The organism is Flavobacterium sp., from assembly GCF_027483985.1.
Taxonomy (GTDB): Bacteria; Bacteroidota; Bacteroidia; order Flavobacteriales; family Flavobacteriaceae; genus Flavobacterium.
On the sequence record NZ_JAIXTJ010000039.1, the window covers coordinates 1 to 20,990 of the forward strand.

A 20,990-nucleotide genomic window follows, 5' to 3' on the forward strand; every position below is an offset into this window, starting at 1 on the left:
CTCTTATTATAAGTTGCCATTTAAATTTAATTTAGTGTGCGCAAAAATAAAATTTTTATTGATAATTAAAAGCGATTTTTGTCGATATTTTTCAATAATTTGCACCCACCAAAAAAAAGAGATTTAATTTTAGCTCTTTTCCCAGCAATAGTAAGCCATCACAAATGTTTTTAAAAAAAATTTCTTTATTCAATTACAAAAATTTTTCAGAAGCTAGCTTCGAATTTGATGCCAAAATCAACTGCTTTGTCGGAAAAAACGGCATCGGAAAGACTAATGTACTTGATGCTATTTATCATTTAGCCTACGGAAAAAGTTATTTTAATCCGTTAGCGGTGCAAAATATTAAACACAATGAAGAGTTTTTTGTTATAGATGGTGAATTTGAAAAATTAGAACGAAACGAACAAATCGTTAGCAGTTTTAAAAAAGGACAGAAAAAAATCTTAAAGCGAAACGGAAAACAATATGAAAAATTCTCCGACCATATTGGATTTATACCTTTAGTAATTATTTCTCCTGCTGATAATGACCTTATTATTGAAGGTAGTGAAACTAGAAGAAAATTCATTGACACGGTAATTTCGCAATTAGATGCTTCTTATTTGCAAGAATTAATTCAGTACCAAAAAATTATCAGCCAGCGCAATGCCTTGCTAAAATATTTTGCTTTAAATCATGTATTTGAGTCAGATACTTTAGCAATTTATAATGAACAATTAGATGGATTAGGTCACAATATTTTTGAAAAACGCAAGAAATTCTTAGCCGAGTTTCTTCCTATTTTCAACAAGCACCATCAAGCAATAACTGATTCCGCAGAGAACGTACAATTAGTCTATGAAAGTCATTTATTCGATGGCGATATGTTAACACTTTTAGATCAAAACCTTGGCAAAGATAGAGCCTTGCAATATACCTCTGTTGGAATTCATAAAGATGATTTGGCTTTTCAAATCGATGGATTTCCGATTAAGAAATTTGGATCTCAAGGACAACAAAAATCCTTTTTAATTGCTTTGAAATTAGCACAATTTGAATTCGTAAAAAAACAAAGTGGCGAAAAACCAATTCTTCTATTTGATGATATTTTTGATAAACTAGATGAAACGCGCGTCAGCAAAATTGTTGCAATGGTCAATGAAGAAGAATTCGGGCAATTATTTATATCGGATACACATCCTGAACGCACGGAGGCTATTGTAAAAACGACGCACCAGAGTTATAAAATATTTAGTTTGTAACATTTGTTATATTGTACTATTTTTACTTGTTTAATTTTGTAGTTTAAAAAAACGATATGAAAAAATTTATTTCCTTAGTACTTATTTTTATTTTATTTACTAGTTGTCAAGGTCAAACACCGAAAACGGTTTCAACTATTGATGGTGCTTCCTATGCTGAAAAATTAGCAAAAACTGAAAGTCCACAATTAATTGATGTTAGAACGCCAGAAGAATTTTCTGTTGAACACCTTGAAAACGCTTCAAACATCAATTGGAATGGAAATGATTTTGTTGACAAAGTAGCTAAACTAGATAAATCAAAACCTGTTTTTGTGTATTGTAAAGTTGGAGGAAGAAGCAGTCAAGCCGCTACTAAACTATCAGACTTAGGATTCAAAGAAATCTATAATTTAGATGGTGGCATTATGAAATGGACGGGTAAAAAAACGATTAATTCAAGTGCAAAACCAACTGGAATGAATGGTGTAGAGTTTGAAAAACTAATTAATTCTAACCAAAAAGTAATAATTAATTTCTCAGCAAAATGGTGTGCGCCTTGTAAAAAAATGGCTCCTTATTTAACTAAAATGCAAGAAGAATTAAAAGGCAAAATTTCACTAATCCGATTAGATGCAGACCAAAATAAATCGCTTTTAGAAGCAATGAAACTTGACGAATTACCAGTGATTTTAATCTACGAAAATGGTAAAAAAACTTGGCAACATTTAGGTTATTTATCTGAAGAGGATTTTAGAAAACAACTTTAAAATAATAATTGAAGATTAACGATTTTTGATTTTAGAAACTATACAAAATGATAACAAAAGAAGCGCTTCAATTTCTATCCGATTTAATTGCCAATAACAATACTGAATGGATGCACGCAAATAAAAAACGTTATGAAAGTTACAAAAAAGACTATCATAATTTCATTGCATCTATCTTAAACGAAATGAAACCTTTGGACAAATCGCTAGAAGATTTAGAAATAAAAAATTGTACGTTTAGAATCAATCGAGATATTCGCTTTAGCAAAGACAAATCACCCTATAAAACCAATATGGGCGTTTGGATGAGTCAAAATAAAAACCGTAAAAATAGTCCAGGATATTACATTCATTTTGAATCTGGAAACAGTTTTATTGCTGGTGGAGTTTGGTGTCCGGAACCAAGTGAGTTGAAATTAATTCGAAAGGAAATCGAATTTTTTCACGACGATTTAGAAGCCATAGTTGAAAATAAGAATTTCAAAAAAGAATTTAGTGATTTGGATCGAGCCGAAAGCAATGTATTGAAAAAAGCACCGAAAGATTTTGATCCTAATCATCCAGCCATTGAGTTTTTGAAATTAAAAAGTTACACTGCTTCGTCTAAAATTGATGAAAAAGATTTCACAAAACCTGATTTTAGCAAAAAAATTGCACAACAATTAATTGCATTAAAACCACTAAATGATTTTTTAACACGAGCTTTAGAAACAGCCGATTAAAATCCCATAAAAAGAAATACCAACATCTAACTTTCTCTGCGCGAACTTTGCAAAAAAAATACTTGCGAACTTTGCTGTAAAATTTCAAAAAAAATGCAAATCCACAATAATTTTTCTTTAAAAAAATACAACACTTTTGGTATTGAAGCCAAAGCCAAACAATTTGTAGCCGTTCATAATTTAGATGATTTGAAATCAATTCTGAAAAATCACGCTTTAGACAAAAAATTTATTCTTGGCGGCGGTAGTAATATGTTGTTGACTAAAGATATTGATGCTTTGGTAATTCACATTGATTTAAAAGGAAAAAAAATCATAAAAGAAGACGACGATTTTGTTTGGGTTGAAAGTCAAGCCGGTGAAAATTGGCACGAATTTGTACTTTGGACCATCGATCAAAATTTTGGTGGCTTAGAAAATATGTCCTTGATTCCGGGAAATGTAGGTACAACTCCGGTGCAAAATATTGGCGCTTATGGAACTGAAATTAAAGATACTTTTGTTTCGTGCCAAGCTATGAATATTCTATCGCAAGAAATGAAATCCTTCACAAAAGAAGATTGCAATTTTGGCTACAGAGAAAGTATTTTCAAACAAGAAGCTAGAGATAAATATGTGATTACATCGGTAGTTTTCAAACTCACAAAACGCAATCATAAAATCAACACTTCATATGGTGACATTACCAAAGAATTAGAAAAACAGAACGTTATAACTCCAACATTAAAAGATGTTTCTGATGCTGTAATTGCAATTCGTAAAAGCAAATTACCAGATCCAAAAGAGTTAGGAAATAGCGGAAGTTTCTTTAAAAATCCAGTGATTTCAAAAGAACAATTTCTTAAAGTACAAGAGCAATTTCCGGATGTAAAATATTTTGAAGTTTCTCCCAAAGAAGTCAAAGTTCCAGCAGGATGGCTTATTGAAAACGCAGGATTAAAAGGTTACAGAAAAGACGATGCCGGAGTTCATAAAAACCAAGCATTAGTCATTGTAAACTATGGAAATGCCACAGGAAAAGAACTTTTAGAATTATCAAAATACGTTCAAAAAACGGTTTTCGATAAATACGGAATTGCAATTGAGGCGGAAGTTAATGTAATATAATGTGGTATTTCAACTTTACACTTTTAGTGTAAGAAATGTTAAAAAAATTTCACAAAGCATAATTCGTTAATCAAAATTGAATTTCATACTTTTGCAGTCGTTTTAAAATAAGACAAAAAAGCCATTATGTTACTAATTTTACTTTGTTTATTTATTGCTGTTGTAGTTATTCAATTCCTATATTATGTAGTATTTTTTGGTAAATTTTCTTTTGCTAAACCGCAAACCTCAACACCAAAGAGAGTGCCGATTTCAGTAATTGTTTGTGCAAAAAACGAAGAAGAAAACGTTAAGAAATTTGTACCTTTATTAGCCGAACAAAACTATACCGAATATGAAATTGTACTTATTGATGATGCATCAAGTGATGAAACTTTAGAGGTTTTTGAAGCCTTTGAAAAACAATATTCAAATATTAAACTAGTTAAAGTTGAAAACAACGAAGCCTTTTGGGGAAACAAAAAATTTGCTCTAACATTAGGAATTAAAGCCGCTACAAACGAATATTTACTTTTCACTGACGCCGATTGTTATCCAACATCAACAGAATGGATCAAAGAAATGTCGGCGCAATTTACACAGCAAAAAACAATTGTGTTGGGTTATGGTGCTTACGAAAAAATAAAAGGTTCGTTTCTAAATAAAATCATCCGATTTGAAACTTTATTGACTGCTACGCAGTACTTCTCGTGGGCAAAATTAGGAAAACCTTATATGGGTGTTGGTCGCAACATGGCCTACAAAAGAGAAGAATTTTTTAAAGTAAATGGTTTTATTGATCATATGAAAATTCGCTCTGGTGACGATGATCTTTTCATCAATCAAGCTGCTCGTGCAACAAATACTGCTGTTTGTTATTCACCTGAAAGTTTTACCTACTCTAAACCAAAAACAAGTTTTAAAAGTTGGTTTACCCAAAAAAGACGTCACGTTGCAACAGCTAAACATTACAAAGCATCGGACAGAACACAATTGGCCATCTTTTATGCTACACAATTATTATTTTTAATTTTGCCAATTGTACTTTTAGCCTTTCAATTTCAATGGATCGTTGTACTAAGTTTGATTGGTTTCCGTTATCTATTTGCGTGGATCTCATTAGGATTTGCTGCAGGAAAACTAAAAGAAAAAGATGTAATGTATTGGTTTCCAATAATTGAAATCATCTTGATAGTTACCCAACTCAATGTGTTTTTTACTAACACCTTTTCAAAACCAGTGCAGTGGAAATAATTCCGTACATAGAAAAAGCTAAAAAAGGCGATCAAGTTGCTTTCACTTACCTACTCGACCATTATTGGAATGAGGTATATGGTTTTATGCTTAAACGTACCGAAAATGAAACTGATGCCGAAGATATTACAATCGAAACTTTTTCTAAAGCATTTGACAAATTAGCAACTTACAATCCTGAATTTCAATTTAATACTTGGCTAATTGCAATTGCTAAAAACGTTCACATTGATTTATTACGTAAAAAGAAATCAACGCTTTTTGTAGAAATCACTGACGAAGAAGACCAACAAGCTTATAATATTGCCGACACCTCACCATCAGCAGAAGATGAACTTATTACAGAACAAAACTTATCGCAACTATTGCAATTCATTAAAGAATTAAAACCTCATTATCAAGAAGTTATTCAGTTAAGATACTTCCAAGAAATGAGTTACCAAGAAATTGCAGAACAGCTTGACGAACCTTTAAGCAATGTTAAAATTAAATTACTTCGTGCTAAAAAACTATTAGCAGAAATCATTCAAACAAAACAATAATTGTTATCCTGAACTTATTGAAGGAAGAAACGAATAGCTTGGTTGCTTTTGGTTTCCATTTTCCTGCTTTTCATTTCAATCTTTGTTTATCAACAAAGGATTTCCATTACAAATACTTTGCATTCACTGCATTCAAATATAAAAAAACACGCTGTGAAGTAATCAGGGTTATTTAGTTTAGGTATTGAACAGATTTTCAAATTATCAAAAAACCATCTCTAACTTCAGTTTTTAAACTATATAGTATAATTAATTACATTTTATTACAAAAATCACACAATATTAGAATAATCTCTGCGTTATTAAAAAATAAAACAGATTGCAATAACCTTACAAAGTTTTTTAAAATCTAAAATCTGAAATCTAAAATCTAAAATTCAACGCATATGTAACATTGATACTTAACAATTAAAACTATAAACTATGTCAAAATTAGGTATCTTTGAAAAAAAGTGGTTAGACCTTGTATTTGAAGGAAAAAACCAAGAGTATGGTGCATATAAATTGCGTCAAGACAGCTCTAAAACAACCATAATTGCATTCTTCTCAGGATTGCTTTTTATAGGTTTTGTATCAGGAATGGGATTATTATTTAGCTCTTTTAGTCCGAAACCAGTTATTTGTCCGGCGCCTCCTATTATTGATACCGTCATCACAATCGACAATTATGTTGAGCCAGAAAGAGATGAACCAAAGCCAATTGAACCGATTTCAAACAAGAAAGCACCAGTTGAACAAGAACTTGTTAATAAAAAATTAGTCGTAGCACCAAAATCAGAGGCCAAAGAAAAGATTCCAACTAATGATGAACTACCGAAAAGCAATGCGCCAATTGCCACAACGGGAACACCTGGAACTTCAGGCACGCCAGGAATTGATGATGGTGGCGGAAAAGAACCTTATGTAGCGCCATCAATTCCAACTGGACCAGTTAGAACATCTGAATTAGACAAGCAACCGTTCTTTCCTGGTGGCATAAAAAAATTCTATGAATATGTTGGAACTAATTTCGAAAAACAAAACATTGAAGAAGAAGAAGGTCAATCCATTAGAGTTTTGGTTTCATTTGTAATCGAAAAAAATGGCACAATGACTGATATTGAAGTTACTAGAAAAACAACACCAGAAATAGATAAAGAAGCCATTAGAGTTTTAAAAACATTAAAAACTAAATGGGAACCAGGAATAAAAAATGGTCAACCTGTTAGAACTCAGTTTACGCTTCCAATAACGGTAATGCTGTAATTATTGATTCATTGACTTGAAAATTAAGTTGCCAAATGATAACTGCCTTATTCTTGAATGAGGCAGTTTTTTTTGTTAAAACAAATGATAAATATTTCTTAATATGACAAAAATTCTGAAATGGAAAATTCAATAACTACAATCTACATTCGTATCTTTGCAAATCTAAATTTGAATTATGGAAACGGTTACCGAAAATAATTTACCAGTTGGAAAACCAAAATGGCTGAAGGTAAAATTACCAATTGGTCAAAAATATACAGAACTTCGTGGATTGGTTGATAAATATAAATTAAATACCATTTGCACTTCAGGCAGTTGCCCAAATATGGGTGAATGTTGGGGTGAAGGAACGGCAACCTTTATGATTTTAGGTAATATTTGTACGCGTTCGTGCGGATTTTGTGGTGTAAAAACAGGCCGACCTGAAAATGTAGATTGGGATGAACCTGAAAAAGTAGCGCGTTCTATTAAAATAATGAAAATCAAACACGCTGTTATCACCAGTGTTGACCGTGATGATTTGAAAGATATGGGTTCTATTATTTGGTTAGAAACCGTTCAAGCCATAAGACGAATGAATCCGAATACAACATTAGAAACTTTGATTCCTGATTTTCAAGGAAACACAAGAAATATTGACCGTATCGTTGAAGCAAATCCTGAAGTTGTTTCTCACAATATGGAAACCGTAAGAAGATTAACTCGCGAAGTACGAATTCAAGCTAAATATGACAAAAGTCTAGAAGTTTTAAGATATCTTAAAGAAAAAGGTATTAAAAGAACCAAATCAGGAATTATGTTAGGTTTGGGCGAGACAGAAGCCGAAGTTATTGAAACGATGCAAGACATTCGAAATCAAAATGTTGACATCATCACTATTGGTCAATACTTGCAACCAAGCAAAAAACATTTGCCAGTTAAAGAATTTATCACTCCAGAGCAATTTGAAAAATACGAAAAGTTAGGCAAAGAAATGGGATTTCGTCACGTAGAAAGTGGTGCGTTAGTTCGTTCTTCTTATCACGCGGAAAAACACATTTTATAATTGGAAATGCCTAGAGATTTAGCTAATCAACAAGCTGCAATTAATGCGACCTATTTTAGTTTAATAGGCAATGCTGCTTTAGCTCTTGTAAAAGGTTTAGCAGGTTTTTTCGGAAATTCTTATGCTTTGATTGCTGATGCTATAGAATCTACTACCGATATTTTTTCATCATTTTTAGTATTATTCGGAATAAAATATTCGAATAAACCAGCTGATGATAATCATCCTTACGGACACGGTCGCGCGGAACCATTGATCACTTTTATTGTCGTTGGATTTTTGATCACCTCAGCAACAATAATTGCCTACGAAAGTATTTTAAACATTGGAACACCGCACGATTTACCGAAAGCTTGGACCTTAATAGTACTTGGGATAATCATCATTTGGAAGGAAATCTCTTTTCAGTTGGTGATGAAAAAAAGTATTGAAACTAACAGTTCATCCTTAAAAGCCGATGCCTGGCACCATCGCAGTGATGCCATAACATCGGTTGCTGCATTTATCGGAATTTCAATAGCCTTATTTTTAGGAAAAGGATATGAATCGGCAGACGATTGGGCAGCACTTTTTGCATCAGGTTTTATTTTATATAACAGTTACCTCATTTTCAGACCTGCGCTTGGCGAGATTATGGACGAACATTTATATGATGAATTAATCGAAGAAATTAGAATAGTTTCGCAACAAGTGAAAGGTGTAATTACAACCGAAAAATGTTTTATTAGAAAAGCCGGAATGAAATACCACGTTGATCTTCACGCTGTGGTTGACGCTAAAATTACAGTAAAAGAAGGTCACGACATTTCTCATAATTTAAAAGACACTTTACGTGAAGAAATACCACAATTAGGTCACGTTTTGATACATATTGAACCCAATGAATAAAACAAAAATTGCCATAAATGGTTTCGGAAGAATTGGTAGAAATCTGTTTAGATTATTGATCAATCACCCAACTATTGAAGTAGTTGCCATCAATGATATTGCTGATAATAGAACGATGGCACATTTAGTAAAGTATGATAGCATTCACGGTGTTTTACCCTATTCGGTTTCTTTTAACGAAAATGCTATTATTGTTGATGGAAAATCCTATTTATTTTTCCATCAAAAACAAATCTCAAATCTTAATTGGGATGGTATTGACATTGTTATTGAATCAACAGGTAAATTCAAAACATTTGACGAAATCAACGCACATATAATTTCGGGTGCAAAAAAAGTAATACTTTCAGCTCCATCGGAAGTTCCAGAAATAAAAACAGTTGTTCTTGGTGTAAATGAAACCATACTTGACGGTAGTGAAATTATCGTTTCTAATGCTAGTTGTACTACCAACAATGCTGCACCAATGATTAAAGTAATTAACGATTTGTGTGGTATAGAACAAGCTTACATTACAACAGTTCATTCTTATACAACCGACCAGAGTTTACACGACCAACCTCATAAAGACCTGCGACGTGCTCGTGGTGCTAGCCAATCTATTGTGCCCACTACAACTGGAGCAGCCAAAGCTTTGACAAAGATATTTCCAGAAATGGAAGGAAAAATTGGTGGCTGTGGTATCAGAGTTCCAGTTCCAGATGGTTCTTTGACCGATATCACTTTTAACGTAAAAAGAGCGGTAACCATTCAAGAAATCAATGAAGCATTTCTCAAAGCATCACAAACCAGTTTAAAAGGAATTCTAGACTACACCGAAGATTCAATCGTTTCAGTAGACATCATCGGAAATAGAAATTCTTGCCTTTTTGACGCTCAACTTACCTCGGTAATTGACAAAATGGTGAAAGTTGTGGGTTGGTATGACAACGAAATTGGTTATTCATCGAGAATAATTGATCTAATATTTTATATTCAAAAATAATTTCTTTACTTTGGTTGTCGTTAATAATGGTTAAGACTACCTATGAAGTATATTTTTATATTACTTTTTTTTCTGCCTATACTCTCGCTTTCTCAAAAGAAACAAGCGGATAAAATTGATAGTACAAACTATTATATTGAATTAGTTAAATTCAATAAAAAAAATGGCAACTATAGAAATTGTTTGATGTACTCGCAAAAAGCAATTGACTTTGCTAATAAAATCAATAATCAAAAATCAATTGCCGATAGTTATTCTAACTTGGGAATCATTTATTTAGAGTTAAAAAAAATAGATGATGCCATAGATGTTTTCGTAAAAAGTATTGCCATCTATACGACTTTACCTTTCTCTTCTCAACAAGCTTTAGCGCATTACAGTTTAGGAGTGTGTTACTTAAATAAAAATGATTTATCTAAAGCCGAAAAAAACTTTAACACAGCAGAAGCAATTTATGAAAACATCAAAATTACCGATGCTAATGAATTACTTAGCCTTCAAAAAGGAATAGTCTATAAAGAAAAAGGACAAATAAATCAAGCCATGTTGATGTTTGAAAAATTAATCTTAAATGAAAATTCAAATGATCGTTACAAAACCAAAGCGGAAGCACTTTATCAAATTGGTACGATAGAATTTACAAAAAAAAGATACAACTTAGCTGTTAATTATTTCAACAGAGCATTAGAATTAAATGAAAACAATCTAGAACAAAAGGCGAATATTGTACTTGCTTTAAGCGAATGCTACGAAAAATCTATAGATATTGAAAAATCCCACTTTTTGTTAAAACAATACCTAAGGTTAAAAGATAGTTTTCTATCAGAAAATGAACAAAAAATAAGAACCAACGATTTTGTAACCTTCAAGGATTCAGAAAAATTAAAACTTATTGAACAAATTGATAAGGATACCAAAAATCAGGAGAAAGCTAATACTTTTGCCAAATTGATAAGCATTTTAGCCATTGCGTTAATTTCAATATTATCCCTTTTAAGTTTATCACTGTACAAAAACAACATTCTAAGAACGCAATCAAATGCTTTGTTGAAAGAAAAGAATAACGAACTTGAAATTGCTAAAGAAAATGCAGAAAAAGCAAGTAGAGCACGTTCTGAATTTCTATCGACAGTTAGTCACGAATTAAGAACACCACTTAATGCTATCAATGGTATAACACATCTTTTGCTTGAGGAAAACCCAAAAGACAGCCAATTGAATTACCTTAATTCTTTGAAATTTTCAGGTAACTACTTGATTACTTTCATAAATGACATTTTGGAAATTAATAGAATCGAATCAGAAAAAATTCCTATCGAGCAAATCAATAGCGATTTGAAATTGCAACTTTCTAATATCCAAAAATCTTTTAAAGAAATTGCACACGAGAATAACAACACTTTCATTTTAGAAATCGAAGAAACCATTCCTGATAATCTAATATGTGACCCAACAAAACTTTCGCAAATTTTTATTAATTTAATTAGTAACTCTTTAAAATTTACTAAAAATGGTTACGTTAAACTGATAGCAAAAATTGAAAATGTCGAGGAAAAAAGCGTGCTAATTCAATTCAAAGTATCTGATAATGGTATTGGAATTCCTGAGGATAAACAAAGTGAAATATTTGAAAGTTTTTCTCAAGGTTCTATTGAAATTAATAGAAAATATGGTGGAACCGGACTTGGTTTAGCGATTGTAAAAAGACTTATTGAATTGCTCGGTGGTTCTATTCAAATCAATAGTAAAGTCGGACTTGGTACAACGTTTTCATTTTCGCTACCTTTTGTAATTGGTGAGAATGAAGTACTAGTTATCAAAGAACAACAAATAGATAATGTTGCCATTGAAAACAAAAAAATACTACTAGTTGAAGACAACAAAATCAATCAAATGATAACCAAGAAAATGATTGAAAATAAAGGTATGTTTTGCAAAATTGTAGATAATGGCGAAGACAGTGTTACTTATTTAAAGGAAAAAAACGACTACGACTTGGTATTAATGGACGTGCATTTACCTGGAATAAACGGAACGATTGCCACACAACAAATTAGAGAATTCAATAACGAAATACCGATTATTGCGCTAACCGCAATTTCACTAAATGAAAATAGAGAAATGCTACTTTCTTATGGTATGAATGATGTAATAACTAAACCGTTCAATCCAGAGCAGTTTTACAAAATAATCGCGGAGCATTTGTTATAAAAAAAGACGTTATTTCTAACGTCTTTCTTTTTAATATTGTTTTATCAATTCTTTAATTATCAATCTTACGCTTGGTTCGGCTTTTTGGGCCGCTTTTAAAACCTCTTCGTGGTTAACTTCTTCAATGTTTTCTTCATCACCCATATCTGTTATTACTGACAATCCGAAAGTTTCTAAATCCATATGACGTGCAACAATTACTTCAGGAACCGTTGACATTCCTACACAATCGGCGCCAATATTTTTTACCATTCTATATTCTGATAAAGTTTCGAATGTTGGACCTTGCAATCCCATGTAAACACCATCGACTACTTCGATATTGGCTTGTTTTGCAATTTCTCTTGCTTTTGCAATCATTTTTAAGCTATAAGGTTCGCTCATATTCACAAATCTTGGACCAAAACGTTCGTCATTTTTTCCACGTAACGGATGTTCGGGCATCATATTAATGTGATCTTTTATCAAAACAATTGAACCTACTTCATAATTCGGATTAACACCACCAGAAGCATTAGAAACTATCAATTTTGTAACACCTAAATAGTTCATAACTCTAACTGGAAACGTTACTTGTTTCATATCGTAACCTTCATAAAAATGAAATCTTCCTTGCATTGCAACAACATTTTTATCTCCAATCGTACCAAAAACCAAAGCACCTTTGTGTCCTTCAACTGTAGAAACTGGAAAATTTGGAATTTCATTATAAGGTAATGTAAACGCTATTTCAATATCATCGGTAAAACTTCCTAATCCTGATCCTAATATTACCCCATATTCTGGTGTGAAACCTGTTTTTTCTTTGATATAACTAACGGTTTCTTGTACTTGTTCCCACATAATTTAAAATTATTTTGTTAAAATCATCACCTTTAGAAATGAAACTACTTTTAATAGGTAAATAAAAAAGTGATTTCAAATTCTGATTTTTCAATCTAACGTAATCCTTTTCGGTTGTGATGATTAACTTATTGTTTGCTTTGTTTGTTATTTCTTGAATATCATTTTCTGAAAAATTATGATGATCTGGATATACCAATTTTACATTTTTTTCAGCCTGCAAATATGCAAAAAAGGGTTCGGGTTTTGCAATTCCTGCTAATAGTAATTTATCAACAGCTTCAATTTCAGCAATTGCTTTTGTTTCAAATTCGTTGTAAACCTTTGAATCATAATCAATAAAACAAAAAAATACCGGCTTATCTAAACCTATTTGTTTTCTAATATTTTCTTGAGCAAGTTCCGATAAATCTTTGGGACATTTAGTGACAATTATCATATTTGCACGATTGGCTCCACTCCTACTTTCTCTAAGATTTCCTGTTGGAAGTAGGTAATCATTGCAAAATAAGTCATTATAGGTAGTCAAAACTATATAAAAACCTGCTTTTACTTTGCGATGTTGAAAGGCATCGTCTAACAAGATAACATCTGGCTTGTCTTTAAGTTGTAACAATTGTTCAATTCCGTTTTTTCTATTTGCATCAACGGCAACAGTAATTTCGGGAAACTTTTGATGCATTTGAAAAGGTTCATCACCCAAGATTTCGGCATTTGATTGCGAATCTGCTAAAACAAAACCCTTAGATTTTCTTTTATAACCTCTACTCAATGTTGCAATTTTATAATTAGGAGCTAATAAACGAATCAAATATTCAATTTGAGGTGTTTTTCCTGTGCCACCAACACTGAGATTTCCAACAGCAATAATTGGGATATCAAATGAATAAGATTTCAAAATCCCTACATCAAACAGAACATTACGAAAAGAAGTAATTAATCCGTATAGAATAGAAAATGGAAAAAGTAAATACCTTAAAATAATCATAGTACGAAAGTATAATTTTTTATCTTTGAATAGAAATTAATTTTTACAAAATGACCCAAGGTTTTAAATTACTTTTTGCTTTTGCGTTTTTCTTTCAAATTGGATTTAGCCAAGAAAATAAAGATGTTGCGGTTTTAAAAGTACTTTTATCTAAATATTATGCCAACGAAAAAGTAATCGTGAAAAACCGATTGCAATTACTGAGTTTCTACTGCAACAAAGCTCCGAACAATGAAGAAACACTTGAAGTCATTGCCAAAAATGATTTGTTAAAAAAGAATGCAACTGAAATTAAAAATCAGATCAACATCCAATTGAACGAAAGTTGGTCTAAAGAACTAGAGCTACTTTTTACAAATCAAAACCAATATTTGAAAAGTAAAGTCAACAATTGTTTAAGTTTAGAAGAATTCCAAAAAGTCTCCGATAGATTCAACGATAATAATCAACGATTAATGATTGTTAGTAAACCAATGTATTTTGCACAAAAATATTGTTTAGTTAAAGTAGCTTTTTACCGAAGTATTGAACACAATTCGGGTTGCTTTTTCTTATTTGAAAACAATAATGGTGTTTGGACAATTAAAGAAACGCTCAACGAATGGAGTACTTGATTAGAACGTATTATAGGTAATTATGAAAATAAAAGAAATACTCAATATCCTAGAAGAAATGGCTCCTTTGGCTTATGCTGAAGATTTTGATAATGTAGGATTATTGGTCGGAAATCAAAACGATGATGTAACTGGTGTGTTGGTTTGCCACGATGCTCTAGAAAGTGTTATTAACGAAGCAATCGATAAAAAATGCAATTTGGTAGTGTGCTTCCATCCTATTTTATTTTCAGGATTAAAAAAAATAACCGGAAAAAATTATGTGGAGCGTGCCGTTTTAAAAGCCATTAAAAATGATGTGGCGATTTATGCAGTTCATACTGCTTTAGACAACCACAAAGAAGGCGTTAATAAGATTTTTTGTGATGCTTTAGGATTGAAGAACACCAAAATTTTGGTTCCGAAACAAAACTTTATCCAAAAATTAGTTACTTATACCGTTCCTGAAAATGCCGAAAAAGTTCGTAATGCGCTATTTCAAGCAGGTGCGGGAAAAATAGGAAATTATGAAGATTGTAGTTTTAATTCACAAGGAACTGGCACTTATAAAGGAAACGAATATAGTAATCCCCAAATTGGTGAACGATTAGAATTTGTAGCAGCACAAGAAATTAAAATAGAAGTAACTTTTGAAAAACATTTGCAAAGCAACATTTTAAAAGCCCTTTTTGCAAATCATCTTTATGAAGAAGTTGCTTATGAAATTTATGATTTACAAAATTCACATCAAAATATTGGTTTAGGAATGATTGGTGAATTAGAAAATCCGATGGGTGAAATTGACTTTTTAAACTTCGTAAAAGAGAAGATGTTGTGTGGTGGAATTCGACATTCGCAACTATTAGAAAGACAAGTAACTAAGGTAGCTGTTCTTGGAGGTTCAGGAAGTTTTGCAATAAAGCACGCAATTCAAGCTAATGCTGACGTATTTTTAACATCTGATTTGAAATACCACAACTTCTATGAATCTGAAAATCAAATAGTTTTAGCTGATATCGGACACTTTGAGAGTGAAAGATATACAAAAAATTATATTGTTGATTTTCTTAAAGAAAAAATTACTAATTTTGCACTCTCCTTGCCGCTAGGAAGGATCGTTTTATCAGAAGAAAATACAAATCCAGTTAAGTACTTATAAAATATGGCTACTACAAAAGAATTGAGCGTTGAAGAAAAATTAAGAGCGCTTTACGATTTACAAATAATCGATACTAGAATTGACGAAATCAGAAACGTAAGAGGTGAATTACCTTTAGAAGTTGAAGATCTTGAAGATGAAGTAGCAGGTTTGACTACTCGTTTAGAAAAACTACAAAGCGATTTAGTGTCTATAGAAGATAGTATTAAAGCTAAAAAGAATGCTATTGAAAATCATCAAGCAGCAATCAAAAAATATACAGAACAACAAAAAGATGTTCGTAACAATAGAGAATTTAACTCTTTGACTAAAGAAGTAGAGTTTCAAGAACTTGAAATTCAATTAGCTGAAAAGCAAATCAAAGAATTGAAAGCTTCAATCGAACACAAAAAAGAAGTAGTTTCTAATTCTAAAGAAAGATTAGAACAAAAAACTACACACTTAAAACATAAAAAAGCAGAATTAAATGATATTATGGCTGAAACTCAGAAAGAAGAAGCATTCTTATCTGAAAAATCAGCAGAATATGAAAGTCAAATCGAAGAACGTTTATTAGCTGCTTACAAAAGAATTCGTTCAAGCGTAAGAAATGGTTTAGCAGTTGTTTCTATCGAACGTGGTGCTTCTGCAGGATCTTTCTTTACTATTCCGCCACAAACGCAAGTTGAAATCGCTTCTAGAAAAAAAATCATTACTGATGAGCATTCAGGAAGAATTTTAGTTGATGCTTCTTTGGCCGATGAAGAAAGAGAAAAAATGGAAAAAATATTTGAAAAAATGTAATACCTTAAATCCCGACTAACCTCGGGATTTTTTTATATAAAAATGATTCAATTTGTTATAGTAAAAAGTGTTGGGTTATATGTTAACCTACTCAGTTTTATTGCTCCTAAAAAAGCATCGGCTTTGGCATATAAACTTTTTAGCCAACCTAGAAAAGGAAGAATTCAAGAACCAAAAATTCCGAAAACATTACTTAAGGCTGAACATCTTAGTCACAGCTTTAAAGAGCATCAATTTCAAACCTATATATGGAAAGGAAACGAAGACATTATTCTACTTATTCATGGATGGGAAAGTAATGCTTCAAGATGGAAAAAATTATTATCTCATTTGAAAAAAACTGGAAAAACAATAATTGCAATTGATGGTCCAGCTCACGGTAAAAGCAGTGGAAAGGAATTTAATGTTCCTATATATGCTGAATTCATTGACCAAGTGGTTCAAAAGTATAATCCTAAAATTGCAATTGGACATTCGATTGGAGGAAATGCAGTAGCTTTTTTTCAAGCACATTACAATCATAATTTTGAAAAAATAATTTTGTTGGGAGCGCCATCTGATTTTAAAGTGATTTTGGATAATTATATCAAATTATTAAGTCTTAACAAGCGTATTCACCAATCACTAGTAGCTTATGTTAAAGAACGCTTTAATATAACTGTCGAAGAATTTTCAGCTTCTAAATTTTTGAAAGATAGCACTATAGCCGGAATTATAGCACACGATATTGACGATAAAGTGGTTTTATTTGAAGAAGGAAAAAAATTATCAGAAGCTTGGAAAAAAGCACAATTTATTGAAACTAAAGGACTAGGACACAGTTTGCACGATGCTTATTTGTATCAAACTATTGTTGATTTTGTTCAGAAATAATTTTATTGGTTACTGAATTTTTAAAAAGTATCTCAAATCTTCAAACTGAAAAATATCCTATCTTTGCCCTATGGAAGAGAACCTAACACGCATCAACAAATTTTTATCTGAAACTGGATTTTGCTCTCGACGTGAAGCTGACAAACTCATCGATCAAGGACGAGTAACTATTAATGGTATTGTTCCAGAAATGGGAACCAAAATTGCTCCCAACGACGAAGTTAGAGTTGATGGAAAACTTATTAGAGAATCTAATAAAAAACGTGTGTATTTGGCTTTCAATAAACCACCAGGAATCGAGTGCACAACAAATCTTGAAGTTCGTGACAATATTGTAGACTACATCAATTATCTAGAACGCATTTTCCCTATCGGACGATTGGATAAAGCCAGTGAAGGTTTGATTTTTATGACAAACGACGGCGATATTGTAAATAAAATCTTAAGAGCTAGAAACAATCACGAAAAAGAATATATCGTAACAGTAAACCGACCAATTACCGATCGATTTATAGAAAGAATGGCCAATGGAATTCCGATTCTAGAAACGGTCACTAGAAAATGCAAAGTAGAACAAGTTAGCAAATATGTCTTTCGAATTATTTTAACTCAAGGATTAAATCGCCAAATTCGTAGAATGTGTGAATATCTTGACTATGAAGTAACTGCCTTAAAAAGAACAAGAATCATCAATATTTCACTTGACGTACCACTAGGAAGATATCGTGAACTTACTGAGGCAGAAATAACTCAACTAAATCAACTAATCGAACCATCAAGCAAAACGGAAGAAGCAAGTCTACCAAAGGTTACGCCAAGAAGTGCAACGTCACCTAGAAGAGATTTTAGAAATAGAAACTAAAAAAATATCCAACTTTTCAGTTGGATATATTTTTAAAGTGTTTTTTCCATTACATAATCGTCCATTACGTAATTACTTCCAATGTCGATTACTTCTTCTTTAATGATTTGAAAACCATAGTTTTCATAAAAATCTTTTGCTTTGTTAAATTTATTTACATTTAAAAACAAGGCTGTATTTTGAGCTTCTTCAACTTTCTTTAAAATGTAATCAATTAAAAATCTGCCAACGCCTCGTCCTTGAATTTCGGGTAAAACATATATTTTTTGAAGTTTAGTTTTGTTCGAATTATTACAATTTAATTCATATGACGCAAAACCAATGAAACCATTATCATCTTCAACTAAAAGAAATACGTGACCATTATGAAGTTGTTTTTCTAAAGAATCGATGTTATAAATCAGCTCCAACATATAATTTAATTGCTCTGTAGAAAGTATTTTTTTATAAGCATCTGGCCATATTTTATAAGCTAAATCTCTTACTACTGACAACTGATTTTTAGAAGCAACAATAATATTCATTTTATTTTTTTAAACGTTTTTGCTCTCTTGCCAAAAGCGTATTTTTTAACAACATTGCAATAGTCATTGGTCCAACTCCACCCGGAACTGGCGTAATAAAAGAAGCTTTTTTAGAAACATTTTCATAATCAACATCACCTGTAATGCGGTATCCTTTTTCGGTTGATTCATCAATTACTCTTGTGATACCCACATCAATAATTACGGCATCATCTTTAATCATTTCGGCTTTTAGATAATTAGGAACACCTAAGGCTGTAATAATAATATCGGCTTGAGAAGTGATTTGATTAATATTTTTTGTATGACTATGAGTTAAAGTGACAGTAGAATTTCCGGGAAATCCTTTTCTTCCCATTAAAATGCTCATTGGTCTTCCAACGATGTGACTTCTTCCGATAACTACAGTGTGTTTTCCTTCTGTATCGACATTGTATCGTTCTAAAAGTTCTAATATTCCAAACGGTGTTGCAGGAATAAACGTACTCATATCTAAAGCCATTTTTCCGAAATTCTCGGGATGAAAACCATCAACATCTTTGCTCGGGTCAATGGCATTGATAATTTGTTGTGTATCAATTTGTTTAGGCAAAGGAAGTTGCACAATGAAACCATCGATATCATCGTTCAAATTGAGTTCTTTAATCTTCTTTAGTAATTCAGTTTCTGAAGTTGTACTTGGCATTTTTATCAATGTTGATTCAAATCCAACGCGTTCGCAAGCCTTTACTTTACTGCCAACATAAGTCAAACTTGCACCGTCATTTCCGACGATTATTGCTGCTAAATGCGGTACTTTTTCGCTATTGTCTTTCATCTTTTGAACTTCGGCAGCGATTTCATTTTTGATGTCTTCTGATACTTTTTTTCCGTCTAAAATTGTCATTGTAGTTGTGTTGTTTTAATCTGATTTACACCAGATTACGTTGAGTATTTTAGTAATTATATCTATAAAAAAAACGCGATAAATCGCGTCTTTACATTATCTCATTCCTTTCATTCCGCCCATCATTCGCATCATATTTTTTCCGCCTGGACCTTGCATCATCTTCATCATTTTGCTCATCTGATCAAATTGTTTCATCAATTGATTAACCTCTTCAATTTTTCTACCAGAACCTTTTGCGATTCTAGTTTTTCTTTTCATATCGATGATCGATGGTTTACTACGTTCTATTGGAGTCATTGAATGAATGATGGCTTCTATATGTTTAAATGCATCATCTTCAATTTCAACGTCTTTCATTGCTTTTCCAGCTCCAGGTATCATTCCGACTAAGTCTTTCATACTACCCATTTTTTTAATCTGCTGAATTTGAGCTAAGAAATCATCAAAACCAAACTCATTTTTAGCAATTTTTTTCTGGATTTTTCTTGCTTCTTCCTCATCATACTGCTCTTGAGCTCTTTCTACAAGCGAAACAACGTCTCCCATTCCAAGAATTCTATCCGCCATACGTGAAGGATAAAATACATCAATAGCATCCATTTTTTCACCAGTACCAATAAATTTAATTGGTTTATTTACAACAGATTTAATTGTAATTGCAGCTCCACCACGAGTATCACCATCTAATTTAGTAAGAATTACACCATCAAAATTTAGCCTATCGTTGAATGCTTTTGCTGTATTTACAGCATCTTGTCCGGTCATAGCATCAACAACAAATAACGTTTCTTGTGGTTGAATTGCTTTGTGGACATTAGCAATTTCGGTCATCATTTCTTCATCAACTGCCAAACGACCTGCTGTATCGACAATTACTACATTGAATCCATTTGCCTTAGCATAAGCAATAGCTTTTAAAGAAATATCAACTGGATTTTTATTTTCTGGTTCAGAATATACTTCTACACCTATTTGATCTCCAACAACGTGCAATTGATTGATCGCCGCAGGACGATAAATATCACAAGCTACTAAAAGTGGTTTTTTGTTCTTTTTAGTTTTTAGATAATTAGCTAATTTACCAGAAAACGTGGTTTTACCAGAACCTTGTAAACCTGACATCAAAATCACAGTTGGATTTCCTGAAAGGTTGATTCCAGCAGCATCACCACCCATTAATTCGGTTAATTCGTCTTTAACCAATTTCACCATTAATTGGCCTGGTTCTAATGTAGTTAATACATTTTGACCCATTGCTTTTTCTTTTACGGAGGTAGTAAAATCTTTAGCAATTTTAAAGTTTACGTCGGCATCAAGCAAAGCACGACGCACTTCTTTAAGGGTTTCGGCAACGTTTACTTCGGTAATTTTTCCGTGTCCTTTAAGGATATGGAATGCTTTATCTAATTTATCGCTTAAATTATTGAACATAATTCTTTGGTGTTTCTAAAAATGAAATGCAAATTTAAGCATTTGAATTTGAAGTATGAAAGTATTACAAA

General features: G+C 32.0%; 21 protein-coding genes. 16 read left to right on the forward strand and 5 right to left on the reverse strand.

What is annotated here, in order from left to right; all coding sequences use genetic code 11:
- Positions 1-164: 164 nt before the first annotated feature.
- The 11 genes from Q0050_RS09720 (at position 165) to Q0050_RS09770 (ending at position 11,974) form a co-directional block, all read left to right on the forward strand.
- Complete coding sequence (locus Q0050_RS09720; RefSeq protein ID WP_298394849.1) at positions 165-1,244, forward strand: DNA replication/repair protein RecF; 1,080 nt, start codon at positions 165-167, stop codon at positions 1,242-1,244.
- Positions 1,245-1,300: 56 nt separating this feature from the next.
- Complete coding sequence (locus Q0050_RS09725; RefSeq protein ID WP_298394852.1) at positions 1,301-1,993, forward strand: rhodanese-like domain-containing protein; 693 nt, start codon at positions 1,301-1,303, stop codon at positions 1,991-1,993.
- A 47-nt stretch (positions 1,994-2,040) separates the two neighbouring features.
- Positions 2,041-2,715: a DUF2461 domain-containing protein gene (locus Q0050_RS09730; RefSeq protein ID WP_298394855.1), complete on the forward strand. Its 675-nt coding sequence runs from the start codon at positions 2,041-2,043 to the stop codon at positions 2,713-2,715.
- A 93-nt stretch (positions 2,716-2,808) separates the two neighbouring features.
- The gene (murB, locus tag Q0050_RS09735; RefSeq protein ID WP_298394858.1) at positions 2,809-3,822 is read left to right on the forward strand and encodes a UDP-N-acetylmuramate dehydrogenase; all 1,014 of its coding nucleotides are present in this window, start codon (positions 2,809-2,811) and stop codon (positions 3,820-3,822) included.
- 126 nt (positions 3,823-3,948) lie between these two features.
- Positions 3,949-5,055, forward strand: coding sequence for a glycosyltransferase (locus Q0050_RS09740; protein ID WP_298394860.1), 1,107 nt, complete (start codon positions 3,949-3,951; stop codon positions 5,053-5,055).
- Entirely contained in the window at positions 5,046-5,597 is a 552-nt protein-coding gene (locus tag Q0050_RS09745) for a sigma-70 family RNA polymerase sigma factor (RefSeq protein WP_298394863.1), read from the forward strand. Before Q0050_RS09740 ends, Q0050_RS09745 begins: the two co-directional genes overlap by 10 nt.
- A 423-nt stretch (positions 5,598-6,020) precedes the next feature.
- On the forward strand, positions 6,021-6,842 hold the full coding sequence (locus Q0050_RS09750; protein WP_298394865.1) for an energy transducer TonB: 822 nt from the start codon (positions 6,021-6,023) through the stop codon (positions 6,840-6,842).
- A gap of 178 nt (positions 6,843-7,020) precedes the next feature.
- The gene (gene lipA, locus Q0050_RS09755; RefSeq protein WP_298394867.1) at positions 7,021-7,890 is read left to right on the forward strand and encodes a lipoyl synthase; all 870 of its coding nucleotides are present in this window, start codon (positions 7,021-7,023) and stop codon (positions 7,888-7,890) included.
- Between the two features lie 6 nt (positions 7,891-7,896).
- Positions 7,897-8,778 carry a cation diffusion facilitator family transporter gene (locus Q0050_RS09760; RefSeq protein ID WP_298394869.1) on the forward strand — a complete coding sequence of 294 codons (882 nt, stop codon included), beginning with the start codon at positions 7,897-7,899 and terminating at the stop codon, positions 8,776-8,778.
- Positions 8,771-9,763, forward strand: a complete 993-nt coding sequence (gene gap / locus Q0050_RS09765) for a type I glyceraldehyde-3-phosphate dehydrogenase (protein WP_298394872.1) — start codon at positions 8,771-8,773, stop codon at positions 9,761-9,763. Before Q0050_RS09760 ends, gap begins: the two co-directional genes overlap by 8 nt.
- Positions 9,764-9,805: 42 nt before the next feature.
- Complete coding sequence (locus Q0050_RS09770) at positions 9,806-11,974, forward strand: ATP-binding protein (protein ID WP_298394875.1); 2,169 nt, start codon at positions 9,806-9,808, stop codon at positions 11,972-11,974.
- 30 nt (positions 11,975-12,004) lie between these two features.
- Here the strand turns inward: Q0050_RS09770 and Q0050_RS09775 are convergent, their stop codons facing one another.
- Positions 12,005-12,817 carry a purine-nucleoside phosphorylase gene (locus tag Q0050_RS09775; RefSeq protein WP_298394880.1) on the reverse strand — a complete coding sequence of 271 codons (813 nt, stop codon included), beginning with the start codon at positions 12,815-12,817 and terminating at the stop codon, positions 12,005-12,007.
- The gene (lpxK, locus tag Q0050_RS09780) at positions 12,789-13,805 is read right to left on the reverse strand and encodes a tetraacyldisaccharide 4'-kinase (protein ID WP_298394883.1); all 1,017 of its coding nucleotides are present in this window, start codon (positions 13,803-13,805) and stop codon (positions 12,789-12,791) included. Before lpxK ends, Q0050_RS09775 begins: the two co-directional genes overlap by 29 nt.
- Before the next feature lie 50 nt (positions 13,806-13,855).
- On the opposite strand from lpxK, the gene Q0050_RS09785 reads away from it, so the two are divergent.
- From Q0050_RS09785 to rluF, 5 genes are all read left to right on the forward strand, one after another.
- Positions 13,856-14,419, forward strand: a complete 564-nt coding sequence (locus tag Q0050_RS09785; RefSeq protein ID WP_298394886.1) for a hypothetical protein — start codon at positions 13,856-13,858, stop codon at positions 14,417-14,419.
- A gap of 22 nt (positions 14,420-14,441) precedes the next feature.
- Complete coding sequence (locus tag Q0050_RS09790) at positions 14,442-15,557, forward strand: Nif3-like dinuclear metal center hexameric protein (RefSeq protein ID WP_298394889.1); 1,116 nt, start codon at positions 14,442-14,444, stop codon at positions 15,555-15,557.
- 3 nt (positions 15,558-15,560) lie between these two features.
- Positions 15,561-16,340 (forward strand): C4-type zinc ribbon domain-containing protein, encoded by a 780-nt coding sequence (locus Q0050_RS09795; RefSeq protein WP_298394891.1) that lies wholly within the window; start codon positions 15,561-15,563, stop codon positions 16,338-16,340.
- 42 nt (positions 16,341-16,382) lie between these two features.
- Positions 16,383-17,213, forward strand: a complete 831-nt coding sequence (locus Q0050_RS09800; protein WP_298394903.1) for an alpha/beta fold hydrolase — start codon at positions 16,383-16,385, stop codon at positions 17,211-17,213.
- A gap of 70 nt (positions 17,214-17,283) precedes the next feature.
- Positions 17,284-18,075: a 23S rRNA pseudouridine(2604) synthase RluF gene (gene rluF, locus Q0050_RS09805; protein WP_298394905.1), complete on the forward strand. Its 792-nt coding sequence runs from the start codon at positions 17,284-17,286 to the stop codon at positions 18,073-18,075.
- Between the two features lie 32 nt (positions 18,076-18,107).
- On the opposite strand, the gene Q0050_RS09810 is transcribed toward rluF, so the two are convergent.
- The 3 genes from Q0050_RS09810 to ffh form a co-directional block, all read right to left on the reverse strand.
- Complete coding sequence (locus Q0050_RS09810) at positions 18,108-18,599, reverse strand: GNAT family N-acetyltransferase (protein ID WP_298394907.1); 492 nt, start codon at positions 18,597-18,599, stop codon at positions 18,108-18,110.
- A 1-nt stretch (position 18,600) separates the two neighbouring features.
- Entirely contained in the window at positions 18,601-19,485 is an 885-nt protein-coding gene (locus Q0050_RS09815; RefSeq protein WP_298394909.1) for a bifunctional 5,10-methylenetetrahydrofolate dehydrogenase/5,10-methenyltetrahydrofolate cyclohydrolase, read from the reverse strand.
- Positions 19,486-19,581: 96 nt separating this feature from the next.
- Positions 19,582-20,919, reverse strand: coding sequence for a signal recognition particle protein (gene ffh, locus Q0050_RS09820; RefSeq protein ID WP_298394912.1), 1,338 nt, complete (start codon positions 20,917-20,919; stop codon positions 19,582-19,584).
- Positions 20,920-20,990 lie beyond the last annotated feature (71 nt).